This is a genomic window from Actinomadura rupiterrae, from assembly GCF_024172125.1.
Classification (GTDB): domain Bacteria; phylum Actinomycetota; class Actinomycetes; order Streptosporangiales; family Streptosporangiaceae; genus Spirillospora; species Spirillospora rupiterrae.
In genome coordinates this window covers 151,741-175,726 of record NZ_JAMZEA010000009.1, presented here as the reverse complement: position 1 = coordinate 175,726, position 23,986 = coordinate 151,741, and the positions used below count along the sequence as shown (strand labels likewise).

Genomic DNA, 23,986 nt, shown 5'->3' with positions numbered 1-23,986 from the left:
TCCGACCGCCGGGGTAGGTGATTATCCCGAATTGTCCGATGCGGAGCGCGCCCGCGCCGCCGCGCCGGCGGCCTGCGCGCGCCGCTTCTCCGCCCGCTCGGCCCGGCGTCGCAGCTGGTCACGGCGGTGCTCGGCCGCGTCGAGGTCGGCTCGCAGCCGCTCCACCTCGGTCTCGGCCGCGTCCAGCTCCCGGTACGCGTCATCGGCCTCCGCCTCGCGCGACTCCAGCAGCCGCTCGGCCTTCTCCGCGCGCCGCTCGGCCTCCTCGGCCCGCTTCGCCGCCGCGGCCCGCTCCCGGGCCCGCTCCTCCCGCCGCTCGGCGACCCGGGACTTCTCCCGCTCGGCGGACGGGTTGCGCACCGGAGCCGAGTCCGCCCCCGCCGCGCGCTTCCTGCCGGACGAGGCCGCCTCACTCCGCTTCGCAGGCCGTGCCGTCGCGCCCTTCGAGGCCGCCTTCTTTGAAGGTGCGGCGGCCTGGTCGTCCTCGGACGGGACGGGGGCAGCGAGCGCGAAACCCGCCGGGACGAACCCCGAATGGCTCAGCGGACGCGTCAGCGCGCCCTCGCGGACCTGCTCGGCCGAGTCCGGATCCACCGTCGCCGCGTGCAGCGTGTCCTCCACCTCGCGGACGGCCGGGTCGCGCAGCGGCCGACCGGCCTCCGCGGCCAGGCGGCGCGCGGTCCGGACGAGCAGGTCGACCAGCTCGCCTCGGCGCTGCTCCAGCCCGCCGATCGACCGGCCCGCCGACCACGCCTCCCGCAGGTCGGCCCCGGTGTCCAGGAGCCGGTCGAGCTCCGGCGCGGACTCGCGGGACAGCAGGTTCACCGCCCACGCCGACGCGGTCGGACGGCGCAGCGCCCCGACCTGCTTGGCGAGAGCGGCGTCGCCCTCCTGCCGCGCCGCCTTGACGAGTTCCTGGCGCGCGGCCGTGAACTCCTCGGGGGCCACCCCGTAGAGCTTCCGCGCGGCGCTGGTGAGATCCACCCCAGGTCGATACCCCGCCCGGGGCCCGCTCAGCGGCTTCCGGGACGCGGGCTCCGGTCGGCGGCTTCCGGGACGCGGGCTCCGGTCGGCGAGCGCGGTCAGCGCGTGTCGAGGAACCGGTCCAGGACGCGGGTGCCGAACTCCAGCCCCGCCAGCGGGACCCGCTCGTCCACGCCATGGAACATGGCCTGGTAGTCCAGGTCGGACGGCAGCATCAGCGGCGCGAAGCCGAAGCTGCGGATGCCGAGCCGCGCGAACGACTTGCCGTCCGTCCCGCCCGCCATCACGTACGGGACGGGCCGGGCCGCCTCGTCCTCGGCGCGCAGCGCGTCCGCGAGCGCGGTGAAGGTCGGCCCGGACGGGTCGCCCGGCAGCGCCTCCTCGTGGTTGATGAACTCCCGGGTGATCTTGGGGCCGAGCAGCCGGTCCACGGTGTCCAGGAACTCCTCGCCGAGCCCGGGCAGGTACCGGCCGTCCACCTGCGCCGACGCCGAACCGGGGATGACGTTGACCTTGTAGCCGGCGTCCAGCCGGGTCGGGTTCGCCGAGTTGCGGATCGTTCCAGAGAACAGCTTGCCGATCTGCCCGAGCCGCGCCGCCTCGGTCTCCAGCCGGTTCTGGTCGATGGGAGCGCCAAGGATCTCGCCGAGGCTCGCGAGCAGCGCCTGGACGGCCGGGGTCAGCCGCACCGGCCACTCGTACGCGGCCAGCCGCGAGACGGCGTGCGCGATCTCGGCGACGGCGTTGTCAGGGTTGGGCTTGGAACCGTGCCCGGCGGTGCCGCGCGCGGTCAGCCGCATCCATGCCGAGCTGCGCTCGCCGACCGCGACCGGGTAGATCCGGTCGCCCGCCGGGGCGGTGACGCTGTACCCGCCGGACTCGCTGATCGCCTCGGTCACGCCGTCGAACCAGCCGGCGTGCTCGGTCACCACGTACCGCGAGCCGTAGTCGCCGGTGCACTCCTCGTCCGCCAGGAACGCCAGCACCAGGTCGCCGCGCGTCCGGCGGCCCTCGCGGAGCCGCTGCCGGACGACCGCGAGCGTCATGGCGAGCGAGCCCTTCATGTCCACCGCGCCGCGTCCCCACAGGCAGCCGTTCTCGACGTCGCCGGAGAACGGGTGGACCTTCCAGTCGGACGCCTCGGCGGGCACGACGTCCAGGTGCCCGTGGATCAGGAACGCCGGGTGCGAGGGGTCCGTGCCCGGGATGCGGACGAGCGTGCTGGCCCGTCCCGGCGCGGACTCCACCACGGCCGGCTCGGCCCCGGCGTCCGACAGCAGCTCCGCGACGTACTCGGCCGCGGCGCGCTCGCCCTCGGCGTCGCCCTCGCCCCGGTTGGTCGTGTCGATCCGCAGCAGTTCGGCGCAGATGGCGCCCACCTCGGACGACGCGGAAGCGGGGTTTCCGGATGCGGCAGAGGGCGTGGACGCGTTCGTGTCGGTCGCGGATCCTGGCACGAGGCAGACCTTCCGGTGAAGTTGATCTCGAAACGGTGACGAATCCCCCAGGGGACGCGTACCGAGATCGTTCCAACGGTACGAAAGCATCCGCAACACGACGCGCGAGGGAGGGGCACATGACGGGCCTGAGAACGACGGCGACTCTCGCGGCGGTGCTGCTCGCGGTCACGGCCGGCGCCACGGCGTGCGGCGGCGGGGGCAAGTCCGGCGACGGCACCTTCACGATGGGGCACTCCGAACCCGACCACCTCACCCCCGGCAACACCACCAGCAGCTACAGCTTCGACGTCATCACCAACCTGTTCGACAACGTCGAGGGGCTGACCAAGGACGGCAGGCCGTACCCGCTCGCCGCCCAGTCGGTGGACTCCACCGACCAGAAGGTCTGGACGATCAAGCTGCGGCCGGGGCGGAAGTTCCACAACGGCGAGCCGGTGACGGCCGCCAGCTTCGCCGACGCCTGGAACTGGGCCGCCTACGGCCCGAACGCCACCCAGGCGAACGAGTACTTCCAGCACATCGCGGGGTACGCCGACCTGAACCCGGCCGACACCAAGGCCAAGCCGAAGGCCGACAAGCTGTCCGGCCTCCAGGTCGTGGACGACACGACGCTGAAGGTGACGCTCGACGCGCCGTTCAGCCAGTTCCCGTTCCTGCTGACCTACCCGGCGTACGCGCCGATGCCGAAGGCCGCGTTCAAGGACCTGAAGGCCTACGACGACCATCCGATCGGGAACGGCCCGTACGAGATGGACGGCAACTGGCAGCACAACATCGCGATCAAGGCGAAGGCGTACCCGGACTACCAGGGCCAGCGCAAGCCGCACAACAAGGGCATCACCTGGAAGAGCTACTCCAGCGCCGACACCGCCTACACCGACCTGCGCGCGGGCCGCATCGACGTGCTGCAGACGATCCCGGCGGCCAAGGTGCCCGAGGCGAAGCGGCTGCTCGGCGACCGGTTCATCGCGCACAAGAAGAGCACGATCGACTACCTCGGCTTCCCGCTGTGGGACCAGCGCTACGCCAACCCGAAGCTGCGCCAGGCGATCTCGATGGCGATCGACCGGCAGGGCATCAACAAGGCGGTCTACAACGGCGACTACATCCCGGCCGACGGGGTGCTGCCGCCCGCGATCCAGGGCCACCGCGCGGGCGCGTGCGGCGAGCTGTGCACCTTCAACCCGGCCAAGGCCAAGCAGCTGTTCCAGGAGGCCGGCGGGTTCAAGGGCTCGATGGAGCTGTACTTCTCCAACGCGCAGCCGACGTACTACCAGTGGATGCAGATCGTCGCGAACTCGCTGAAGCAGAACCTCGGCATCACCGACGTCCAGTTCCGGCAGGTCCCCGCGTCCGACTACTTCGGGCTGCTGCGCAAGCACCAGGAGAAGGGCCCGTACCGGCAGAACTGGGAGGCCGACTACCCGAGCCCCCAGAACTACCTGGAGAACATGTACGGCCCGGGCAACCGCATGGGCTGGAACAGCCCGCAGTTCAACGCGCTGATCGCCAAGGCCAACGGCGCGGCGAACCAGGACGAGGCACTCAAGTACTACAACCAGGCCGAGGACGTCACGCTCCAGGAGATGCCGCAGATCCCGCTGTGGACCTGGGCGGGCCAGGCCGGGCGGTCGAGCAAGGTGGACAACGTCACCATCACGCCGTTCGCGCTCGGCCTCCTGGTGGACGAGGTCACGGTGAAGAAGTAGATGTGGCGGTACACGCTGCGGCGGCTGCTGCAGGCGATACCGGTCTTCATCGGCACGACCCTGCTGATCTACCTGCTGGTGTTCGCCCTCCCCGGCGACCCCATCCAGGCGATGGCGGGCGACAAGCCGGTCCCGGCGAACGTCCTGCACGAGCTGCGTGAGCGCTACAACCTGAACGACCCGCTGCTGGAGCAGTACGGCAAGTACATGTGGCGGCTGATCGTGCACGGCGACCTCGGCGAGAACTACGACGGGCAGAAGGTCAGCGACATGCTGACCGGCCGCTGGGAGGTGACCGCGAAGCTCGCGGTCACCGCCTGGGTCTTCGAGCTGGTGCTCGGCGTCGCGCTCGGCGTGTGGGCCGGGCTGCGGCGCGGGAAGCTCGCCGACACGCTCGTCCTCGGCGGGACGACGCTGCTCATCGCCGTCCCGGTGTTCGTCGTCGGGTACACCGCGCAGATCCTGTTCGGGGTGCACTGGAAGGTGTTCCCGTCGGCGGGCGTGGACGACGGCTGGCCGTACAGCTACCTGCTGCCCGGCATGGTGCTCGGCTCGTTCGGGCTGTCGTACGTCGCGCGCCTCACCCGGACGAGCCTGGCGGAGAACCTGCGCGCCGACTACGTCCGGACGGCCCGCGCGAAGGGGCTCAGCCGGACGCGGGTGGTCGTCCGGCACGGGCTGCGCACCTCGCTGATCCCCGTCGTGACCTACCTCGGCGTGGACTTCGGGTCGCTGATGGGCGGCGCGATCGTCACCGAGGGCATCTTCAACCTGCCCGGCGTCGGCCAGCAGGTGTTCCAGTCCATCCAGCTGAAGGAGGGGCCGGTCGTCGTCGGCGCGGTCACCCTGCTCGTGCTGGTCTTCATCCTGGTGAATCTCGCCGTGGACCTGCTCTACGGCCTGCTCGACCCGAGGATCCGCTATGACTGACGTGCAGTCCGGGGAGACCGGCGCGGCCGTCGCCGAGGCGGGCGGGCTGGTCGAGGGCCGCGCCGCGTCGCTGTGGCGGGACGCCTGGTACGACCTGCGCCGCCGCCCGATGTTCTGGACCGCGTCGGCGGTGCTGGTGGTGGTCGCGCTGATGGCGGCCGTCCCGCGGCTGTTCACCAGCCGGGGCGTGAACCAGAACTGCGACCCGAACGTGGCCAAGCAGGGTCCGTCCGGCGCGCACTGGTTCGGCACCGACCTCGCCGGGTGCGACTACTACGCGCACGTGGTGCACGGCGCCCGTCCGACGCTGCTGATCGGCCTGGTCGTGACGCTATTCGCGCTGCTCATCGCGCTGGTGTTCGGGCTGCTGTCCGGCTACTACGGCGGCATCGTGGACGCCATCATCGCCCGGCTCACCGACGTGTTCTTCGGGCTGCCGTTCGTGCTCGGCGCGACCGTCGTGCTGGTCGCCTTCCCCGGCCACGGCATCGGCGCGATGACGCTGGTGCTGGTGCTGCTCGGCTGGACGACCATGGTCCGGATCATGCGCGGGCAGGTGATCTCGGTCCGGGACGCCGACTACGTCCGCGCGGCGCGGCTGCTCGGCGCGTCCGACGCGCGGATCATGGCGCGGCACGTGCTGCCGAACGCGATCGCGCCGGTGATCGTGGTCGCGACGCTGAACGTCGGCAACGTCATCGCCGGTGAGGCGACGCTGGACTTCCTCGGCGTCGGGCTGCAGTACCCGAAGGTCTCCTGGGGGCTCCAGCTGAACCTGGCCCAGTCCTACGTCGTGGACCATCCGCACCTGCTGGTGTTCCCGGCGCTGTTCCTGTCCGCCACGGTGCTGTCGTTCCTGCTGCTCGGCGACGCGGTGCGCGACGCCCTGGACCCGAAACTGCGATGACATGACACCAACCGCCGACACACCGGCAGACGGCACGCCGCTCCTTGAGGTCACCGATCTGAGCGTGGCGTTCACCGTGCGCGGGCGCGAGGTGCGCGCGGTGAACGGCCTGAGCTACACCCTGGAGGCGGGGGAGACCCTGGCGATCCTCGGCGAGTCCGGCTCGGGCAAGAGCGTCGCGGCGCAGGCCGTCATGGGGATCCTCGACACCCCGCCCGCGCGGATCACCGGCGGCTCGGTCAGGCTCGACGGGCGCGAGCTGCTCGGCCTGCCCGACCGGGAGCGCCGCCGGATCCGGGGCGACCGGATCGCGATGGTGTTCCAGGACGCGCTGACCGCGCTCAACCCCGTCATCCCGGTCGGCGCGCAGCTCGCCGAGATGTACCGGGCGCACCGCGGCACCGGGCGCAAGGAGGCCCGCGCGAAGGCGGTCGAGCTGCTGGAGCGGGTCGCCATCCCGTCCGCGAGGACGCGGCTCGGCGACTACCCGCACCAGTTCTCCGGCGGGCAGCGGCAGCGCATCATGATCGCGATGGCGCTGGCGCTGGAGCCGGACGTGCTGATCGCCGACGAGCCGACGACCGCGCTGGACGTGACGGTGCAGGCGCAGATCATGCGGCTGCTCGCCCGGCTCCGGGACGAGCTGGGCATGGGCCTGGTGCTGATCACCCACGACCTCGGCGTCGTCGCGGGCATCGCGGACCGGACGGTCGTGATGTACGCGGGGTCGGTGGCCGAGCGCGCGTCCGCGCGGGACCTGTACGCGCGCCCCGCGCACCCCTACACGCACGGGCTGCTCGCCTCGGTGCCCCGGCTCGACCAGGACGCCGGACGGCTCGAACCCGTCCGCGGCGCGCCCCCGGACCCGGCGGCGCTGCCGTCCGGATGCCCGTTCCGGCCGCGCTGCCCGCGCGCCGAGGCGGTCTGCGCGGAGCAGGAGCCGCCGCTGGTGGCCGTCGCGCCGGGGCACGAGGCGGCGTGCCACTTCGCCGCCGAGGTGTTCGCCGGCGAGCTGGAGGTGGACCGTGCCGGATGACCCGATCCTGGACGTGAGCGGGCTGGTCAAGCACTACCCGATCACCCGCGGCGTGGTGGTGAAGCGCCAGGTCGGCACGGTCAAGGCCGTGGACGGCGTGGACCTGTCGCTGCGCCGCGGCGAGACCCTCGGCGTCGTGGGCGAGTCCGGCTGCGGCAAGACCACCCTGGCGCGGCTGCTGCTCGCCGACGAGAAGCCCTCGGCCGGGACGGTGAAGTTCGACGGCCAGGACATCTTCAAGATGCCCCGGGGCGAGCTGCGCGGCCTGCGCCGCCGGATCCAGATGGTGCTGCAGGACCCGTACTCCTCGCTCGACCCGCGCATGACCATCGGCGACATCGTGGGCGAGCCGTTCGCGATCCACTCCGACGTCGCCCCGAAGGGCGAGCGGCGGACGCGCGTCCGCGAGCTGCTGGAGCTGGTCGGCCTCGACCCGAGTCACGTGGACCGGTACCCGCACCAGTTCTCCGGCGGCCAGCGGCAGCGCGTCGGGATCGCCCGCGCGCTCGCGCTGCGCCCCGACGTGGTGGTGTGCGACGAGCCGGTGTCGGCGCTGGACGTGTCGGTGCGCGCGCAGGTGATGAACCTGCTCGCCGACCTGCAGCGCGAACTCGGCCTGTCGTACGTGTTCATCGCGCACGACCTGGCGGCCGTCCGGTACGTGTCGGACCGGGTCGCGGTGATGTACCTGGGGAAGATCGTCGAGACCGGGACCGCGGCGGAGATCTACCGGAACCCGACCCACCCCTACACCCAGGCGCTGCTGTCGGCCGTCCCGGTGCCCGACCCGGAGGCGCCGCCCGCCGGGATCGAGCTGGAGGGCGAGCCGCCGTCGCCGATCGACCCGCCGTCCGGCTGCCGGTTCCGGACCCGCTGCTGGAAGGCCGCCGACGTGTGCGCCGAGCAGGTGCCGGAGCTGGTCGTCCGGGACGGCTCGGACCACCCGAGCGCCTGCCACTTCGCCGCCGCGCCGACCGTCTCGGGCGTCGCCGGGGACGCCTAGCCGAGCCGCCCGGCTGGGGCCGCCCGGCCGCGGGACGCTCTGGTGAGGGGCGGCGCATAGGGTGAGGGGCATGGCGCGCAAGGGCAGCAGGAGCGGGGACGGGCCCCGCGCGGACCGCTACGAGATCACCGGCGGCGAGGCCGAGCTGCTGCGCGACGCCGACCGCGACGGCGGCTGGGTGCTGCTGGTCGGCGGGGTCCCGCAGTCCTACGTCGACCTGGCCGACCCCACCCACCTGGACTTCGAGTACATGCGGCTGCTGGGCGACGCGGTCGACTGCCTCGGCGAGCCCGGCGCGCCGCTCGACGCGGTGCACATCGGCGGCGCGGGCTGCACGCTGCCGCGCTACGTGGCGGCGACCCGGCCCGGCTCCCGTCAGGTGGTGCTGGAACCGGACGGGCGGCTGGTCCAGCTCGTCCGGGAGCAGCTGCCGGTGAAGGACGTGCCCGGCCTCAAGATCAGGATCACCGACGGGCGGTCCGGGCTGGCCGCCGTCCCGGACGGCGCGGACGACCTGGTCGTGCTGGACGCCTTCAGCGAGGCGGCCATCCCGGTCGAGCTGGCGACCGCGGAGTTCACCGCCGAGGTCGCGCGGGTGCTGCGGCCCGGCGGCACCTACCTGCTGAACGTGGCCGACGGCTTCCGGCTGCCGTTCGCGCGCCGCGTCGCGGCGACCCTGCGCTCGGTGTTCCCGCACGCGCTGCTGCTCGGCGACCCCGGGGTGCTGCGCGGGCGCCGGTTCGGCAACCTCATCCTCGCCGCGTCCCGGATGCCGCTGCCGGTGGCGGAGCTGACCCGGCGGGCGGCGGGTGGGGTGTTCCGCGCGCGGCTGCTGGAGGGCGACGACCTGGCCGCCTTCGCCGCGGGCGCGGCCGTGCTGCGCGACGGCGAGGACATCGAGGCGCCCGTCCCGCCGCCGCAGGTCTTCGGCCGCAGCTGACCTCGGGCGCCCGCTGCGCCGGGCCCGAGCGCCGGTCCGCCCAGCCGCCCGGCGCACGACTCCTGGCGCGGTCCATATCGCGGTCCCGTGGCGGTCCGGGCGGAAATGACCGGGTGGCCATTATCGGAGAATGGCCGTGCGGGCGATTTTCAGGAAACTCCAAGGTCATATCGCCGCGCCGGGAAGCGCCAATGTTCCATAATCGAGCGATGGAGTCGTCCACCCGGATTCTGCTGCTCGGCCTGGATTCCGCCGGCAGCGTGATCCAGTCCGACCGGAACGCCGAGGCGCTGTTCGCCGGGCGTCCCGGCGGGCTGCGCGGCGCGCTGCTGGAGGACGTCGTGCCCGGCGGCGCGGCGCCGCTGGCCGAGGCGCTGCGGTCCGGCCGCGAGCGCACGGCCATGCTGCCCGTCGGCTCCCCGGCCGAGCGCGAGGCGGGCGTGGCGCGCGAGGCCGTCGTGACCGTCCACCCGATGAGCCCGGCGGCGCCGGGCGCCACGGCGTGCCCGGCCGCGCTCGCGGTGATCCGGATGCCGACGCCGCTCGCCGACCGGTTCGTCGACCCGGCGCTGACCCGGCGCGCGCTGCTGGAGGACGGCCTGCCCCGGATCGGCGCGACGCTCGACCTGGAGCTGCTCGCGCACGGCCTGATGGACGTGCTGGTCCCGCACTTCTGCAACTCCGGCGCGCTGCTGCTCCTGGACAGCCTGGTCGACGCCGAGGAGCCGCCCGAGTCCGGCACCCCGCCGCTGCGCCGGATGGCGGTCTGCACCGACGACGGCGACTCGGCCTGGGACGCGGCGTTCCCGACCGGCGAGGTGCTGGCCTACCCCGCCGGCACCCCGCACGAGCGGTGCGTGCTGACCGGCGAGCCCGTCCTCACCCTCTACAGCGGCGAGGACGCGACGCTGCTCGCCGAGAAGTGGGGCCGCCCGCCGGTCGCCGACCTGCTCAAGGGCACCTCGATGCTGCTGCTCCCGGTGCGCCTGGACGAGGACGCGCCGGGCGCGGCCGGGTTCTTCGTCTGCACCCGCAACACCGCGCACCGCCCGTTCGACGCCTACGACATCGAGATCGGGATGGAGTTCGCCGCGCGCGCCGCCCGGTTCGTCGACGGCGCGCGCCGCTACGGCCGGGAACGCGCCACCGCGCTCACGCTGCAGCGCAGCCTGCTGCCGACCGGGCTGTCCGCGCCGTCGTCGGTGGAGGTGCACCACCGCTACCTGCCCGGCTCGCGGCTGGTCGAGGTCGGCGGCGACTGGTACGAGTCGATCGCGCTGCCCGGCGGCCGGGTCGCCCTGGTCGTCGGCGACGTCGCCGGGCACGGCGTCCGCGCCGCGGTGACGATGGGCCGGCTGCGCACCGCGATCCACACCCTCGCCGGGCTGGACCTGCCGCCCGCCGAGGCCCTGGAGCGGCTCGACCTGCTGATGTCCACCCTCGGCGAGCGCGAGCCGCACTTCGCCACCTGCGCCTACGTGGTCTACGACGCGGTCACCGGGCGCTGCGAGGTCGCCAGCGCCGGGCACCTGCCGCCGCTGATCGCCCCGCCCGGCGGCGCCGCGACCTACCTGGACGTGCCGCCCGCCCCGCCGCTCGGCGTCGGCGACGGGCCGGTCGCCAGCCGCGAGTTCACCGTCGAGGACGGCACCACCCTGTTCCTCTACACCGACGGGCTGGTGGAGAACCGGGGCCGCGACATCGACGACGGCCTCGCCCGCCTCCAGCGCGTCTTCGACAGGGTGGACGAGCCCACCGTGCCTTCGCTGGAAGACCTGTGCGACGGCGCGCTCGGCGGCGTCTTCGACGACCGGCACCGCGACGACATCGCGATGCTCGTCGCGCGGCTGCGCCGCATCCCGGCGTCCGACCACGTCAGCTGGGAGCTGCCCGCCGAGCCCGCCGCGGTGCGCCGCGCCCGCGGCCTGGTCCGCGACCGGCTGGACCGCTGGGGCCTGCCCGAGCTGGCCGACTCGACGGTGCTGCTGGCGTCGGAGCTGGTCACCAACGCGATCCGGCACGCGGGCGGGCGGGTCACGCTGCGCCTGGTCCGCGAGGGCGGGCTGATGTGCGAGGTGCAGGACTCGTCCGACGGCCGGCCGCGCGTGCACGGCGCGTTCGACCCCGGCGAGCCCGCGCTTGCCGAGACCGGCCGGGGCCTGCACGTGGTCGGACGGCTCGCGCGCCGCTGGGGCGTGCGCCGCACCGCCACCGGCAAGGCCGTCTGGTGCGAGCAGGCCCTCCCGTAGGACCGGTGGTCCGTCCGCGGCAGGGCTCAACGCGGGGCTCGCCGCCGGGTCGGTGCGCGACGCGCGGCCTGGTCAGCGGAGGACGGAGATGTGCACGTGGTCGTAGTGGTTGGCGGTGATGCCGCCGCGGTCGGCCATCGGGCGCCAGCCCTCCGAGGCCCGCGCGATGTTCCAGATGTGCTGCTTCCAGATCACGTACGAGATGCCGAGCCGGGACGCGTTCTGGACGGCGTAGGCGGCCACCTGGTCGCCGTGCCGCTGCGCGGACGCGCTCGGCATCGCGCCGCCGACGCTCTCCATGAAGTCGCAGGCGCGGCCGTCGGCGTGGTCCTGCGCGTCGGCGCCGGAGCGGTAGCAGCCGATCGTCGGGAACGGCCCGAACATGCCGTCGATCTCCAGCACGACGTCCCGCATCGTCGCGGTCATGCGGTTGCCGGTGATCGGGGTGCGGGCCGTGGCGACGCCGTCGGGGCGTCCCGAGACCTCCGGCTGCGAGCGGGGGGTGTCGTCCCTCACGGGTTTGGCCGGTGCATTGAGGACCGCCACCTTCGTGCCCTTGGGCAGGATCTTCTTGAGCTGCTTCTCCAGCTTCGCGGCGTCGAGCTTCGGGGCGCTGAGCAGCAGCGCGTTCCCGTCGGGCATGCCGAGGGCCCGCGCCTGGCCGCGTGAGACGACCGCGTCCACGTCGTCGATGCCGAGCGCGGCGTAGGCCGACACCCGCAGCCGTCCCGGACGCGACGGGCTGCCCGCCGGGACGACCTGCCCGAGCGGCACCGAGCCGTCCTGGGACATCGTGAACGACACGGCGAGCCCGCCGGTCGCGACGGTCTGCCAGAGCTGGTCGGACGCGCCGCTCTGCTTCGGCACGTAGGCGCGGAAGTCGGACGGGTCGACGCCGAGCAGCCCGACCTGGCGTCCGGCGACCTGGGCGCGGGCGGCGTCCACCACGGTCGCCCCGGCGACGCCCTTCATCCGGCGGACCTTCGCCACGGCGTCGGGCGGCAGCGTGCCGGGCCCGGCGACCAGCAGGTGCGGGGTCAGCGTGCGGGTGAGGGGCGCGACGGTCGGCGGCTTGGGGGCGGCCCCGTCGGCGACCGAGACGAGGCGTCCGGTCTTCTTGTCGGACGGGGAGGCGACGCCGGAGACGACCGCTGCGACGTCGGCGGCCAGCGTGGCCAGGACGGCCGCACCCACCACGGCGGGCAGCGCGCGCCGCCGCCTCCGGTCAGGCCCGTGCCCGCGTCCCGTCCAGCGCACCGCGACCGCCGTTCTCCCGTTGATCCCGTCCAGACCGGCATCGTAGACAAACCGGCCACGGGTGATCCAGTGGCGCCCGGCCCGTCCGGACGGGCGGGAAAGGGTGTCCGGTCAGTCCCACCAGAACGACCACCAGGTCTTGCCGCGGATCTCCTCGGCGTATCCGGCCAGCGTGCCGGGCCCCTGGAACAGGATGTCGGGGCAGAACGCCCAGTGCTCGGCGGCGACCTGGACCGCGTGCCGGGTGGTGACCGGGGGAGCCGAGACGCTCAGCTCCAGGGTGTTGAAGCCGAGGCCGACGACCCGGGCGCCGAACCGCTCCTCCCAGCCGCGGACGACGGCGGCGAGCGGCGCGGTCCACTCGTTGTGGTTCAGCGCGCCCTGCCAGCCGATCGCGGCGAGGGCGTCCGCGCCGCGCTCGACCGCGACCAGGCCGAGCGACAGGCCGCGGGCGCTCAGCGCGCGGGCGTGCCGGTCGGCGGCGGCGTCCGGGTCGTCCAGCGGGGTGCCGGGGGCGGCGGGGCCGGGGCAGTGCCGGCCGAAGGGCGCCAGATCCTCGAAGTCGCCGGGCGCGGCCTGCTCGGCGAAGTCGCTCCACACCTCGTACATGAACGCGGCGGGCGCGTAGTTGCCGATGTCGGCGACCGGCTCGGGGGCGACCTGGCCGGCCGCCCACGGCTGGTCCGACTCGTCCAGCAGCACCGGCCATAGCCCGGACCGGTGGTGCTCGGCGCGGACCCGCGACCACACCTCGCCGGTCACCGGGTCGTCGCTGACCCAGAACGCGGGCCGCCGGACGAACTGCCGCTGCGGGTAGCCCGGGTCCGGCCAGACCACGTCCCCGGGCGGGAGCTCCGCCGACAGCGCGCGCTCGGCGCCGCCGTCGGGGAAGAGCTTCGGGAGGTCTCCCGGCAGCCGCTCTCGGAGGTCGAGGTCCACGTCGTCCATATCACGCCGTTCCGGTCCACTTCGTGCCAACACCGATCTTGGCACTCCAGGATCGTAACGGCGACCGCGCGGGCCCGCGCACGGTTCACCGCTCCCGGCGGCCCCGGACCAGATATTCGACGAGGAGGCCGATGATGCCGGCTCCGGTGACGGCGCTGACGACGATCTGGTGCCAGGTTCCGTGGAAGGCGAGCTGGTAGCCGACGTTGACGGCGAGCAGCACGACGAACAGCGTCCAGCGGGTGGTGGAGCTCATGGGAGGGGACCTTTCGTGAGGGTTTTCAGTGGGCGAAGGGCAGGGAGGGGATCGGCTGGCCGCTGACGAACACCGCGAGCGCCGCGGTGGTGACCGCCGCCACGGCCAGCCCGGCCGCCGCGCCGGTGCCGAACACGATCAGGCCCTCCAGCCGGACCGAGCCGCGCACCTGGGCGCGGGTCGCGCCGACCTTGCGCAGCAGCGCCAGCTCGCGGCGGCGGGAGGTGGTCGCGAGCACCCGCGTGGTGACGACGCCGGCCAGCACGAACCCGCCGATGGCGGCGACGATGATCTGGCTGAGCAGCTCCTGGGTGCGCAGCTCGCGCGAGGTCGCCTCGCCGAACGCCGCGTGGTCGACGGCGCGCACGCCGGTGTACCGGGCGGTGACCGCGTCCAGCGCGCGGGACGTCTGCGGGGAGCACGGGCCGGAGCAGCGCACGAGGACGTGGTCGTCCAGCGCCGAGCCGGAGTGCGCGGCGACAAGGTCGCGGGGGAGCAGCACGGAGCCGAGGCCGAGGGCGCGGTCGTAGACGGCGACGACGCGGGCGCTGATCCGGGTGCCGTCGCCGAGCCAGAGCGTCAGGGACGACCCGATCCGCGCTCCGCCCGCGATGTCCTTGCCGAGCGCCACGGACGTGCCGGTCAGGCCGTCCAGGCCGCCCTTGACGAGCTTGGCGTCGACGGTCCTCGCGGCGTCCGCGCCGAGCCCGCGCGCGGGCAGCGAACGCAGCTTCGTGTCGCCCATCTCCTTGCGCGCCATGACCACGGTCGTGCGGCGGACCGGCGTCACGGCCGCCACGCCCGGCACGTTCCGGACCGCCTCGGCGATCTCGGACGGCACGCCCGGCCCGGACGACACGACGACCCGTTCGGCGCGGTCGGCGGCGGACGCCTGCGCGGCCGTCGCGTCCATCGTCGTCGCGACCCCGGACAGCTGCACCAGCGCGAACGCGATCACCAGCGCGACCGGCGTCAGGACCGCTCCGGCGCGCGGCGCGGCGGCCGCGGCGGCATGCCGGGCGAGCCGTCCGGTGGTCGGGGAGAAGCGGACCACGACGCCCCCCAGGATCCGCGCGCCGAACCGGGCGAGTACCGGCGAGAGCAGCGCGACGCCGACCATCAGCGACATGACCATGCTGCTGAGCGAGGCGGCGGCCGCGTCCCCGGACGCCTGCAGCGTCACCCCGAGCGAGGCCAGCCCGCCCGCCAGCATCAGCGCGCCGGCGACGATCCGCCGGCGCCGGGGCTCGACGGGATCGGCGGCGGTCTCGCCGAGCGCCTGCGCCGGGCGGATGCCCGACACGCGCAGCGAGGCGAGCAGTGCCACCACCACGGTCGCCGCGACCGTCAGCGCGAACGAGCCGAGCGCGGGCAGCGGGCTCAGCGCCAGCCCGAGACCGGGCGGCAGCACGCCCTTGCCGTGCATCGCCGCGTGCAGCAGCGCGCCGCCGCCGAGCGACAGCACCCCGCCGATCGCGGCGGCGGGCAGGGCGGTCCGCAGCGCCTCGCGGACGATGGTTCCCCGCACCTGGCCCGGCGTCGCGCCGACCGCGCGCAGCAGCGCGTACTCGCGGGACCTGCGCCGCGCCTGGAGGCCGAGCAGCCCGCCGACCACGATCAGCGCGGTGATCAAAGACGTCCCGCCCACGGCGGCGCCCATCTCGACGACGTCAGGCCGGACGGCCGCGACCGACGGGTCCTCGGCGTCGCCGCGCGCGGACCCGGTCAGAACCGACAGGCCGGGCGCGGCGGCGCGCAGGTCGCCGATCTTGGTGCCGTGGTCGGCGAGCACGCCGAACGCGTTCGCGAAACCGGGGTGCCCGCTCAGCCCGAAGGCGGTGTCCGGGGCGAAGTAGGCGGCCGCCGGGCCGGAGCCCACCAGACCGGTGACCCGGTAGGCCGTCGGCGCGCCGTTCGCCTGGAGCTTGATCGTCTGGCCGACCCGGGCTTCCGTGCCGGCCGGCAGCACGACCTCATCGGACGCCTGCGGAGCCCGTCCCGCGGCGAGCGCGGCCGGTCGCAGCGCCGCCGAGTCCCAGCCGTGCCCGGACAGGACCGCGCCGCCGGACGCCACGACCGGGAACGACACGTCCGGCACGACCGCCCGGACGCCCAGCACCTGGCGCAGCCGGTCGGCGGCGGCGACGGGGATGCGCGGCAGCTCGGTCCGGGGCCGCTTCTGCGTCTTGGGCTTCGCCCCGGGCGACTTCGTCCTGATCTCGACGTTGCCCGGGGCGGTGACGACGGCCTTGGCCGCGCGGTAGCGCTCGACCGGCGCGTGCGCCCGCAGGCCCGATTCCAACAGCACCCCGAACGACCCGACCAGCACGGCCGCCAGCAGAAGGGTCGCGAAGACGCCCAGGGACGCGCCCTGGAAGTCCTCCCGGCGCGGCTTCACGCGGCCACCCCGTCCCAGCGGGCCAGCACGGACGCGACGGTCGGGGAGACCAGCTCGTCCACGATCCGGCCGCCGTCCAGGAACAGCACCGAGTCGGCCCAGGCGGCGGCGACCGGGTCGTGCGTGACCAGCACGACCGTCCGGCCCGCCAGGTCCACCGCCTCGCGCATCAGCCGGAGCGTCTCGCGGGCGGTGCGCGGGTCGAGCGCGCCGGTCGGCTCGTCGGCGAACACCACCTCGGGCTCGGTCACCAGGGCGCGCGCCAGCGCCACCCGCTGCTGCTGCCCGCCGGACAGCTCGCTCGGCCGGTGCCGCATCCGGTCGGCCAGGCCGACCCGCTCCAGCACGGCGGCGACTCGGTCCCGGTCCACCGCGCGCCCGCCGAGCCGCAGCGGCAGCGCGACGTTCTCCTCGACGTCCATGGACGGGATGAGGTTGAACGCCTGGAACACGAACCCGATCCGCTCCCGCCGCAGCTGGGTCAGCGCGGTCTCGCGGAGCCGCCCGAGATCGGTGCCGCCGATCCAGACCGTCCCGGAAGTCGGGCGGTCCAGGCCCGACGCGCACTGCAGGAAGGTGCTCTTCCCGGACCCGGACGGTCCCATCACGGCGGTGAACCCGCCGCGCGGGAACGCCCAGGAGACGCCGTCGAGCGCCCTGAGCGGTCCGTAGGTCCTGGTCACCGTGTCGAGGCGCACCGCCGGAGGGGCGGGTGCGCCGGTCATCGCGCTGTTCACGCCGTCGACGCTACGGAGCCGAAGATCGTCTGCCATCGGGGCGCGCCCCCGGACCCATGGTGTACCCAGCTACACCATCGGACGGGGGCAGGACCGGGACCGTCCGCTCGTCCCGTGACATACGGTGATCGCCATGGGAGGACAGCTCGGGCGCGTGCGGCGCGCCATCGGCTACCTGGCCGCCGGGCTGCTCACTGCGGTGCCCGCGCTGGCGGGCTTCTACCTGGTGCCGCTGGCGCTGCTGTTCGGCGTCCTGTTCGTGGCGCTGCCCTGGCTGCCGCTCATGATCCGGCCCGTGCACGCCCTGGCCGGCATCGAGCGCCGCCGCGCGTCCCGGTTCCTGGGCCGGGAGATCGCCGCGCCCGAACCCCCGCCGCCGTCCGGTTCGGCGCTGGAGGACGGGGTGCGCCTGCTGCGCTCGGCGGCGACCTGGCGCGAGCTGGCCTGGCTGCTGCTGCACGGCGGCTACGGCCTGATCGCCGGGATCTTCGGCACGCTCATGCTGCCCTCGGCGCTGTACTCGCTGACCCTGCCGCTGTGGTGGTGGGCGGCCCCGGACGGCTCGGTGTCGGCGTTCGTCCGGCTGCACACCTGGGGCCAGGCGCTGACCCTGCCGTTCCTCCAGGTCGCGCTGGACCTCGCGCTGGTCGTGTGGGTCGTGCCGCTGCTCGCCCTCGGCGAGGCGAAGCTCGCCGAACTCCTGCTGTCGCCGCCGCGCCGGCGCGTCACCCTGCGCGAGCGGGTCGAGGAGCTGACCGAGACCCGGGCCGGGGCGCTGGAGGCGCACGGCGCCGAGCTGCGCCGCATCGAGCGCGACCTGCACGACGGCACCCAGGCCCAGCTCGTCGCGGTCGCGCTGCGGCTCGGGCTGGCCGACCGCCGGTTCGACGCCGATCCGGCGGCGTCCCGCGCGCTGTTCCTGCAGGCCCGGGAGGGCGTGGAGGAGGCGCTGACGCAGCTCAGGACGGTGATCCGGGGCATCTACCCGCCGATCCTGTCCGACCGGGGGCTCGCCGGGGCGGTCCGCGCGCTGGCCGGGGCGCAGCCGATCCCGGTCGACCTGGACGTCCCGGCGGACGGCCTGCGCGCCCCCGCCGCCGTCGAGGCCGCCGCCTACTTCGTCGTCGCCGAGGCCCTGACCAACGTCGCCAAGCACGCGGGCGCGCGGGGCGTGGCGGTCGCCGTCCACCGGGACGGCCCGCTGCTGCGGATCCGCGTCGCCGACGACGGCAAGGGCGGCGCGGACGAGATGCGCGGCAGCGGCCTGGCCGGCATCCGCCGCCGCGTCGCCGCGCTGGACGGCGCGACCCGCATCGACAGCCCCGAGGGCCGGGGCACGACCCTGGAGGTGGACCTGCCGTGCGGATCGTGATCGCCGAGGACAACGTGCTGCTCCGGGAGGGCGTCACGCTGCTGCTGGAGTCGGGCGGGCACGAGGTCGTCGCGTCCGTGGGGGCAGGGCCCGAGGTCGTGCCGGCGCTGCTGGCCCACCGCCCGGACGCGGCCGTGCTGGACGTCCGGCTGCCGCCCGGCTTCCGCGACGAGGGCCTGCGCGCCGCGATCGAGGCGCGCCGCGCGATCCCGGGCCTGCCCGTCCTGGTGCTGTCGCAGTACGTGGAGGAGACCTACGCGGGCGAGCTGCTGTCGGACGGCGCGGGCGCGGTCGGCTACCTGCTGAAGGACCGCATCGGCCGGGTGGACGAGTTCCTCGACGCGCTCGACCGGGTGGTGGCCGGCGGCACCGCGCTGGACCCCGAGGTCGTCGCGCAGCTGATGTCGGTGCGGCGCGACCCGCTGAGCACCCTCACCCCGCGCGAGCGCGAGGTGCTCGGCCTGATGGCGCAGGGCCTGGACAACGCGACGATCGCGACCACCCTGGTGATCACCGAGCGGTCGGTCGGCAAGCACATCGGCGCGGTGTTCGCCAAGCTCGGCCTGCCGCCGTCCGACAGCGGGCACCGGCGCGTGCTGGCCGTCCTCGCCTACCTCAACGCCTGACCGGCCGCAGCGCCTGGTCCGCCGCAACGCCTGATCCGCCGGGCGCCCGGCACGAGCCGATCAGGCCGGCTGGGTGATCTCGGCGGCCTGCGACCGCAGGTGGTCGAGCATCAGCCGCGCGGACGGCGTGAGCGGCCGGCGGTCCGGGATCGTCACGCCGACCTGGCGGCGCACCGGATCCAGCGGCACCGGGAGCGGCGCGACGCCCGCGTCCGTCCGGGCGACCAGGTCCGGCAGCGCGGCGATCATGTCGGTGTCCCGGACCAGGGTCCGGACGGTCAGCACCGACGTGCACTCGACCAGGTCGGTGGGCAGCGGCAGCCCCCGGTCCCGGAAGATCTGCTCCAGCTCGCTGCGCAGCGCGGTCTGCTGGAGCGGCAGCACCCAGGGGTAGTCGAGCAGGTCGGCGAGGGTCAGGTCCGGCCGGTCGCGGGCGGGGTGCCCGGCCCGTGCGACCAGCCGCACCGGCTCGCCGTACAGCACGATCTGGCGCAGCCCCTGCTCGTCGCCGATCGGGTTGAGGCGGCCGAGGACCATGTCGATCTCGCCGTCCAGCAGCCGCGGCACCTGCGCGTCGAAGGTCGCCTCCTGGACGATCACGGTGATGCCCGGCCGCTCCCGCTTCAGCGCGGCGATCGCGCGCGGCAGCAGCACGTTCGACCCGGCGAGCAGGGTGCCGATGGTGACCGTGCCGACCTGGCCGTCCGCCAGGCCGGTGATCCGCTCCCCGGCGCGGCGCAGCTCGGCCAGCACGGCGCGGGCGTGCTCCACGAACGCCTCGCCGAACAGGGTCGGCGTCACCCCGCGCGGCCCCCGGGTGAACAGCTCCACGCCGAGGATGTGCTCGACCTCGCGCAGGCTGCGGGTGACCGCGGGCTGGGCCAGGTGCAGGTGCTCGGCCGCGCGCAGCACGCTGCCGTGGTCGGCGATCGCGACCACCAGCACCAGGTGCCGCAGCTTCAGCCGCCCGTTGAGCAGGTCGATGGCGCGCATGCCCGCCTTCCTACCAATAACCCTCCTGATATAGCAAGGATGTCATTCGGTATTGGACGCGCATAGCTGGGGGAGGGAGGATCGCTGTGTCGGGACGGCGATGCGGGAGGCGAACGGCATGCGGGTGCGGCACTACGTCGGTGGCGGGTTCCGGACGGACGGCGCGCCCTTCGCCCTGGTCGACCCGGTCACGGGCGACGAGGCCGGCACCGCCCCGGAGGCGCCGCGGGCCCTGGTGGACGAGGCCGTCCGGTCCGCCCGCGCCGCGCTGAACGGCGACTGGGGCGCCACCTCGCCCGAGCAGCGGTCCGCCGCGCTCCGCCGGATCGCCGACGGGATCGACGCCCGCTTCGAGGAGTTCGTGGCCGCCGAGGTCCGCGACACCGGCAAGCCCCGCGAGCTGGCCGCGACCGTGGACATCCCGCGCGCCGCGGGCAACTTCCGCGCCTACGCCGACCTGCTGTACGGACGCCCCGAACGCGCCTACAACACGACGGTCCCCGGCTGGAGCGGCGGCACCGGGCAGGCGCTGAACTACACCGTCCGCCGCCCGCTGGGCGTCGTCGCGATCATCTCCCCCTGGAACCTGCCGCTGCTCCTGCTGACCTGGAAGGTCGCCCCGGCGCTGGCCGCCGGGAACGCGGTGGTCGCCAAGCCGTCCGAGGAGACACCCTCCACCGCGACGCTGCTCGCCGAGGTGATCCACGAGGCCGGGCTGCCCGCCGGGGCGTTCAACCTGGTGCACGGGCACGGCGCGGACGCCGCCGGGGCGTTCCTCACCGGCAACCCCGGCGTGGACGCGATCGCCTTCACCGGCGAGTCCGCCACCGGCGCGGCGATCATGCGGAACGCCGCCGACCACGTCACCCCGGTCTCGTTCGAGCTCGGCGGCAAGAACCCGGCGCTCGTGTTCGCCGACGCCGATCTCGACGCCGCGGTGGACGGCACCGTCCGCTCGACCTTCACTCACTCCGGGCAGATCTGCCTGTGCACCGAGCGCGTCTACGTCGAGCGGCCGGTCTTCGAGGAGTTCGTCGAGCGGCTCGGCGCCCGCGCCCGCGCGCTCGACGGCTACGGCCCGATGATCTCCGCCGATCACCGCGACAAGGTGCTCTCGTACTACCGGCTGGCGGTCGAGGAGGGCGCGACGGTCGTCGCCGGCGGCGGCGTCCCGTCCTTCGGGGACGGCCGCGACAAGGGCTTCTACGTCGAGCCGACCGTGCTGACCGGGCTGCCCGAGCAGGCCCGGACCGTCCGGGAGGAGATCTTCGGCCCGGTCTGCCACGTCGCGCCGTTCGACACCGAGGAAGAGGCCGTCCGGCTCGCCAACGACAGCGAGTACGGCCTGGCCGCCACCGTGTGGACCCGCGACCTGTCGCGCGCGCACCGGGTCGCGCCGCGGGTCGAGTCCGGGATCGTCTGGGTGAACTGCTGGAACCTGCGCGACCTGCGGACCCCGTTCGGCGGCGTCAAGGCCTCCGGGATCGGCCGCGAGGGTGGAGAGTACTCCCTGGACTTCTTCTCCGAGCCCGTCAACGTCTGCATCCAGATCTGAGAGCGAGCCTTGACCGATACCGCGAACCCCGCCGTCCAGCAGGCGGCCGACCGCATCCTGGCGGCGCACGCCTCGGGAACGCCCTGCGCGCCCGTCCGCGACCTGATCTCCACGCCGGACGAGGCGTACGCCGTGCAGGAGCGGCTGACCGCGGGCTGGCTGGCCGACGGCCGCCGGCTCACCGGCCGCAAGATCGGCCTCACCTCGACCGCCGTGCAGGCCCAGCTCGGCGTCGACAGCCCCGACTTCGGGATGCTGTTCGCCGACATGGCCGTCCCGGACGGGGCGGAGGTGCCCGCCGGGGCCGTCCTGCAGCCGCGTGCCGAGGCCGAGGTGGCGCTGGTGCTGGAGCACGACCTGACGCACGAGCGGCACACCGTCGCCGACCTGATCCGCGCGACCGCGTTCGCGCTGCCCGCGATCGAGGTCGTCGGCAGCCGGATCCGCGACTGGGACATCACGCTCGCCGACACCGTCGCCGACAACGCCTCGTCCGGCATGTACGTGCTGGGCAACCGGCCCGTCCCGCTGGCGGACGTGGACCTGCGGCTGTGCGGCATGGTGCTGGAGCGGCGCGGCGAGCAGGTGTCGTCCGGCACCGGCGCCGCCTGCCTCGGGCACCCGCTCAACGCGGCGCTCTGGCTCGCCGACATGCTCGTCCGCGTCGGCCGCCCACTGCGCGCCGGGGACACCGTCCTCACCGGCGCGCTCGGCCCGGTGGTGCCGGTCGCCGAGGGCGATGTCCTGGAGGCGCGCATCGACGGACTCGGCGACGTCCGCGTCGCCTTCGCGAAGCAGGAAGGAGCGGCGGCATGACCGACGCCAGGGGCCTGGCCGCCCGCCTGGACGCGGCGCGGCGCGACCGGACCGCGATCACGATGCTGAGCGCGTCCGAGCCGAAGCTGGACGTGCCCGCCGCCTACGACGTGCAGCGCGCCGGCATCGAGCTGCGGCGCAAGGCGGGCGAGCGGTTCGCGGGCGTGAAGATGGGCTTCACCAGCCGCGCGAAGATGGTCCAGATGGGCGTGGACGACGTCATCTGGGGCCAGCTCACCGACCGGATGCAGGTCGAGTCGGTCGCCGACGTCTCCGGGCTCATCCACCCGCGCGTCGAGCCGGAGATCGTGTTCCTGATCGGCCGGGACGTGACCCGTCCCGCCGACGTGGAGACCGCCGTCGCCGGGGTCGCGGTCGGGTACGAGATCCTCGACTCCCGCTACGCCGACTTCAAGTTCACCCTCGCCGACGTGATCGCCGACAACGCCTCGGCGTCCGGGTTCGGCGTCGGCGCCTGGCACAGCCCTCGGGACGTCTCCAACGTCGGCATGCTCCTGGAGATCGACGGGCGCCCGCTGCAGACCGGCTCGTCGGCGGCCATCCTCGGCGACCCGGTCCGGGCGCTGCGCGCCGCCGCGCGGCTGGCGACCGAGGCCGGGATCGTGCTGCGCGCGGGCGACGTCGTCCTCGCGGGCGCCGCGACCGCCGCCGTCCCGCTGCCGCAGGGCGCCCACGTCCGCGTCACCGGCTCCGGCCTCGGCTCCGTCGAGGTGACCACCAAGTGACCCGGACGAACGGTGACCAAGCGATCTTGGTAGAGGGCAAGGCGAAGCCGCGCGGGAAGTTCCCGCATTTGCGCCGCGCGGGGGACTTCGTGTTCGTGTCGGGGACGAGCTCGCGGCGTCCGGACGGCACGTTCGCCGGGGCGAGCGCCGATCCGATGGGCGTCACCGACCTCGACATCCGCGCGCAGACCCGCGCGGTGATCGAGAACATCCGCGACCTGCTCCGGGCGGCCGGGGGAGGGCTGTCCGACGTCGTCAACGTGACCACCTACCTGGTGAGCATGAACGACTTCGGCGGCTACAACGAGGTCTACGCCGAGTACTTCGACGAGACCGGGCCGGCCCGCACCACGGTCGCGGTGCACCAGCTCCCGCACCCGCATCTGCTGATCGAGATCTCGTGCGTCGCTCACATCCCTAACAAGGAGGCAGGAGCATGACCCTTCCGAAACTGGTGCACGGTCAGCCGTTCAACTTCCAGGCGTGGATCAAGGACCACGAGCACCTGCTGAAGCCGCCGGTCGGCAACAAGCAGGTCTTCGAGGACGCCGGGATGATCGTCATGGTGGTGGGCGGCCCGAACCAGCGCACCGACTTCCACGACGACCCGCGCGAGGAGTTCTTCTACCAGCTCAAGGGCAACATGGTGCTGCGGGTGATGGAGGAGGAGGGCAAGCCTCCGGTGGACGTGCAGATCAACGAGGGCGACGTGTTCCTGCTGCCCCCGCACGTCCGGCACTCGCCGCAGCGGCCCGAGGCCGGCTCGGTCGGCCTGGTCGTGGAGATCTCCCGGCCGGAGGGCGAGCTGGAGTCCTTCGAGTGGTACTGCACCGAGTGCCACCACCTGGTGCACCGCGCCGAGCTGCAGGTCCGCTCGATCGTGGACGACCTGCCGCCGGTGTTCCAGTCCTTCTACGACGGCGACCGGCAGTGCCCGAACTGCGGCGCGACCCACCCGGGCAAGCAGTGGCCCGATGCGATGGTCCCCCAGACGGCGCCCCGCGCCTGACCGAACGACCGCGACCCTTCCGGCGGCCCGCCCCGCCGGAAGGGGGCGCGAGCAC

General features: G+C 74.1%; 22 protein-coding genes. 14 read left to right on the top strand and 8 right to left on the bottom strand.

From position 1 onward, the window contains the following. Positions 1–21: 21 nt before the first annotated feature. Together FHU30_RS31000 and FHU30_RS30995 are read right to left on the bottom strand one after the other, a co-directional pair. Positions 22–984, bottom strand: coding sequence for a hypothetical protein (locus FHU30_RS31000; RefSeq protein ID WP_253880508.1), 963 nt, complete (start codon positions 982–984; stop codon positions 22–24). Positions 985–1,082: 98 nt separating this feature from the next. Beyond that, positions 1,083–2,441: a M20/M25/M40 family metallo-hydrolase gene (locus FHU30_RS30995; RefSeq protein WP_308211434.1), complete on the bottom strand. Its 1,359-nt coding sequence runs from the start codon at positions 2,439–2,441 to the stop codon at positions 1,083–1,085. Positions 2,442–2,560: 119 nt separating this feature from the next. Between FHU30_RS30995 and FHU30_RS30990 the strand changes: the two genes are divergently transcribed. The 7 genes from FHU30_RS30990 to FHU30_RS30960 all read left to right on the top strand — a co-directional run bounded on the left by FHU30_RS30990 (position 2,561) and on the right by FHU30_RS30960 (position 11,218). Further along, positions 2,561–4,153, top strand: coding sequence for a peptide ABC transporter substrate-binding protein (locus FHU30_RS30990; RefSeq protein ID WP_253880507.1), 1,593 nt, complete (start codon positions 2,561–2,563; stop codon positions 4,151–4,153). After that, positions 4,154–5,083, top strand: a complete 930-nt coding sequence (locus FHU30_RS30985; protein WP_253880506.1) for an ABC transporter permease — start codon at positions 4,154–4,156, stop codon at positions 5,081–5,083. Next, positions 5,076–5,990 carry an ABC transporter permease gene (locus FHU30_RS30980; RefSeq protein WP_253880505.1) on the top strand — a complete coding sequence of 305 codons (915 nt, stop codon included), beginning with the start codon at positions 5,076–5,078 and terminating at the stop codon, positions 5,988–5,990. Before FHU30_RS30985 ends, FHU30_RS30980 begins: the two co-directional genes overlap by 8 nt. A gap of 1 nt (position 5,991) precedes the next feature. Beyond that, on the top strand, positions 5,992–7,026 hold the full coding sequence (locus FHU30_RS30975; RefSeq protein ID WP_253880504.1) for an ABC transporter ATP-binding protein: 1,035 nt from the start codon (positions 5,992–5,994) through the stop codon (positions 7,024–7,026). Next, positions 7,016–8,029, top strand: coding sequence for an ABC transporter ATP-binding protein (locus FHU30_RS30970; protein WP_253880503.1), 1,014 nt, complete (start codon positions 7,016–7,018; stop codon positions 8,027–8,029). The genes FHU30_RS30975 and FHU30_RS30970 overlap by 11 nt, the downstream gene beginning before the upstream one ends. A gap of 70 nt (positions 8,030–8,099) precedes the next feature. Continuing rightward, positions 8,100–8,969, top strand: coding sequence for a spermidine synthase (locus tag FHU30_RS30965; RefSeq protein ID WP_253880502.1), 870 nt, complete (start codon positions 8,100–8,102; stop codon positions 8,967–8,969). 209 nt (positions 8,970–9,178) lie between these two features. Then, entirely contained in the window at positions 9,179–11,218 is a 2,040-nt protein-coding gene (locus FHU30_RS30960; protein ID WP_253880501.1) for an ATP-binding SpoIIE family protein phosphatase, read from the top strand. A gap of 72 nt (positions 11,219–11,290) precedes the next feature. Here FHU30_RS30960 and FHU30_RS30955 read toward each other — a convergent pair whose 3' ends face one another. From FHU30_RS30955 to FHU30_RS30935, 5 genes are all read right to left on the bottom strand, one after another. Continuing rightward, a complete protein-coding gene (locus tag FHU30_RS30955) occupies positions 11,291–12,475 on the bottom strand; it encodes a VldE C-terminal domain-containing protein (RefSeq protein WP_253880500.1) in 1,185 nt (394 codons plus the stop codon). A 111-nt stretch (positions 12,476–12,586) separates the two neighbouring features. Continuing rightward, positions 12,587–13,423, bottom strand: coding sequence for a DUF4253 domain-containing protein (locus FHU30_RS30950; RefSeq protein ID WP_253880499.1), 837 nt, complete (start codon positions 13,421–13,423; stop codon positions 12,587–12,589). A gap of 85 nt (positions 13,424–13,508) precedes the next feature. Then, on the bottom strand, positions 13,509–13,679 hold the full coding sequence (locus FHU30_RS30945; protein ID WP_253880498.1) for a hypothetical protein: 171 nt from the start codon (positions 13,677–13,679) through the stop codon (positions 13,509–13,511). Between the two features lie 25 nt (positions 13,680–13,704). Next, complete coding sequence (locus FHU30_RS30940) at positions 13,705–16,077, bottom strand: ABC transporter permease (protein WP_253880497.1); 2,373 nt, start codon at positions 16,075–16,077, stop codon at positions 13,705–13,707. Then, positions 16,074–16,814, bottom strand: a complete 741-nt coding sequence (locus FHU30_RS30935) for an ABC transporter ATP-binding protein (protein ID WP_372503986.1) — start codon at positions 16,812–16,814, stop codon at positions 16,074–16,076. Before FHU30_RS30935 ends, FHU30_RS30940 begins: the two co-directional genes overlap by 4 nt. Before the next feature lie 133 nt (positions 16,815–16,947). Here FHU30_RS30935 and FHU30_RS30930 point away from each other — a divergent pair, with 133 nt between their 5' ends. Both FHU30_RS30930 and FHU30_RS30925 read left to right on the top strand, forming a co-directional pair. Further along, the gene (locus FHU30_RS30930) at positions 16,948–18,186 is read left to right on the top strand and encodes a sensor histidine kinase (RefSeq protein WP_253880496.1); all 1,239 of its coding nucleotides are present in this window, start codon (positions 16,948–16,950) and stop codon (positions 18,184–18,186) included. Next, positions 18,174–18,812, top strand: coding sequence for a response regulator (locus FHU30_RS30925; protein WP_253880495.1), 639 nt, complete (start codon positions 18,174–18,176; stop codon positions 18,810–18,812). Before FHU30_RS30930 ends, FHU30_RS30925 begins: the two co-directional genes overlap by 13 nt. Before the next feature lie 60 nt (positions 18,813–18,872). On the opposite strand, the gene FHU30_RS30920 is transcribed toward FHU30_RS30925, so the two are convergent. After that, positions 18,873–19,805 carry a LysR substrate-binding domain-containing protein gene (locus FHU30_RS30920; protein WP_253880494.1) on the bottom strand — a complete coding sequence of 311 codons (933 nt, stop codon included), beginning with the start codon at positions 19,803–19,805 and terminating at the stop codon, positions 18,873–18,875. Between the two features lie 100 nt (positions 19,806–19,905). On the opposite strand from FHU30_RS30920, the gene FHU30_RS30915 reads away from it, so the two are divergent. The 5 genes from FHU30_RS30915 to FHU30_RS30895 are packed head-to-tail and all read left to right on the top strand — an operon-like array spanning position 19,906 to position 23,931. After that, complete coding sequence (locus tag FHU30_RS30915) at positions 19,906–21,360, top strand: 2-hydroxymuconic semialdehyde dehydrogenase (protein WP_253880493.1); 1,455 nt, start codon at positions 19,906–19,908, stop codon at positions 21,358–21,360. A gap of 9 nt (positions 21,361–21,369) precedes the next feature. Further along, positions 21,370–22,176, top strand: coding sequence for a 2-keto-4-pentenoate hydratase (locus FHU30_RS30910; RefSeq protein ID WP_253880492.1), 807 nt, complete (start codon positions 21,370–21,372; stop codon positions 22,174–22,176). Next, positions 22,173–22,922, top strand: coding sequence for a 2-keto-4-pentenoate hydratase (locus FHU30_RS30905; RefSeq protein WP_253880491.1), 750 nt, complete (start codon positions 22,173–22,175; stop codon positions 22,920–22,922). The genes FHU30_RS30910 and FHU30_RS30905 overlap by 4 nt, the downstream gene beginning before the upstream one ends. Next, the gene (locus FHU30_RS30900; protein WP_253880490.1) at positions 22,919–23,362 is read left to right on the top strand and encodes a RidA family protein; all 444 of its coding nucleotides are present in this window, start codon (positions 22,919–22,921) and stop codon (positions 23,360–23,362) included. Before FHU30_RS30905 ends, FHU30_RS30900 begins: the two co-directional genes overlap by 4 nt. Beyond that, positions 23,359–23,931 (top strand): 3-hydroxyanthranilate 3,4-dioxygenase, encoded by a 573-nt coding sequence (locus tag FHU30_RS30895; RefSeq protein WP_253880489.1) that lies wholly within the window; start codon positions 23,359–23,361, stop codon positions 23,929–23,931. The genes FHU30_RS30900 and FHU30_RS30895 overlap by 4 nt, the downstream gene beginning before the upstream one ends. Positions 23,932–23,986 lie beyond the last annotated feature (55 nt).

What these genes read in the sequence shown, in the direction of transcription:
- FHU30_RS30990 (WP_253880507.1), top strand. Translation starts at nt 2,561, where the DNA reads ATGACGGGCCTGAGAACGACGGCGACTCTCGCGGCGGTGCTGCTCGCG.
- FHU30_RS30985 (WP_253880506.1), top strand. Translation starts at nt 4,154, where the DNA reads ATGTGGCGGTACACGCTGCGGCGGCTGCTGCAGGCGATACCGGTCTTC.
- FHU30_RS30980 (WP_253880505.1), top strand. Translation starts at nt 5,076, where the DNA reads ATGACTGACGTGCAGTCCGGGGAGACCGGCGCGGCCGTCGCCGAGGCG.
- FHU30_RS30975 (WP_253880504.1), top strand. Translation starts at nt 5,992, where the DNA reads ATGACACCAACCGCCGACACACCGGCAGACGGCACGCCGCTCCTTGAG.
- FHU30_RS30965 (WP_253880502.1), top strand. Translation starts at nt 8,100, where the DNA reads ATGGCGCGCAAGGGCAGCAGGAGCGGGGACGGGCCCCGCGCGGACCGC.
- FHU30_RS30960 (WP_253880501.1), top strand. Translation starts at nt 9,179, where the DNA reads ATGGAGTCGTCCACCCGGATTCTGCTGCTCGGCCTGGATTCCGCCGGC.
- FHU30_RS30950 (WP_253880499.1), bottom strand. Translation starts at nt 13,423, where the DNA reads ATGGACGACGTGGACCTCGACCTCCGAGAGCGGCTGCCGGGAGACCTC.
- FHU30_RS30945 (WP_253880498.1), bottom strand. Translation starts at nt 13,679, where the DNA reads ATGAGCTCCACCACCCGCTGGACGCTGTTCGTCGTGCTGCTCGCCGTC.
- FHU30_RS30930 (WP_253880496.1), top strand. Translation starts at nt 16,948, where the DNA reads ATGGGAGGACAGCTCGGGCGCGTGCGGCGCGCCATCGGCTACCTGGCC.
- FHU30_RS30920 (WP_253880494.1), bottom strand. Translation starts at nt 19,805, where the DNA reads ATGCGCGCCATCGACCTGCTCAACGGGCGGCTGAAGCTGCGGCACCTG.
- FHU30_RS30915 (WP_253880493.1), top strand. Translation starts at nt 19,906, where the DNA reads ATGCGGGAGGCGAACGGCATGCGGGTGCGGCACTACGTCGGTGGCGGG.
- FHU30_RS30905 (WP_253880491.1), top strand. Translation starts at nt 22,173, where the DNA reads ATGACCGACGCCAGGGGCCTGGCCGCCCGCCTGGACGCGGCGCGGCGC.
- FHU30_RS30895 (WP_253880489.1), top strand. Translation starts at nt 23,359, where the DNA reads ATGACCCTTCCGAAACTGGTGCACGGTCAGCCGTTCAACTTCCAGGCG.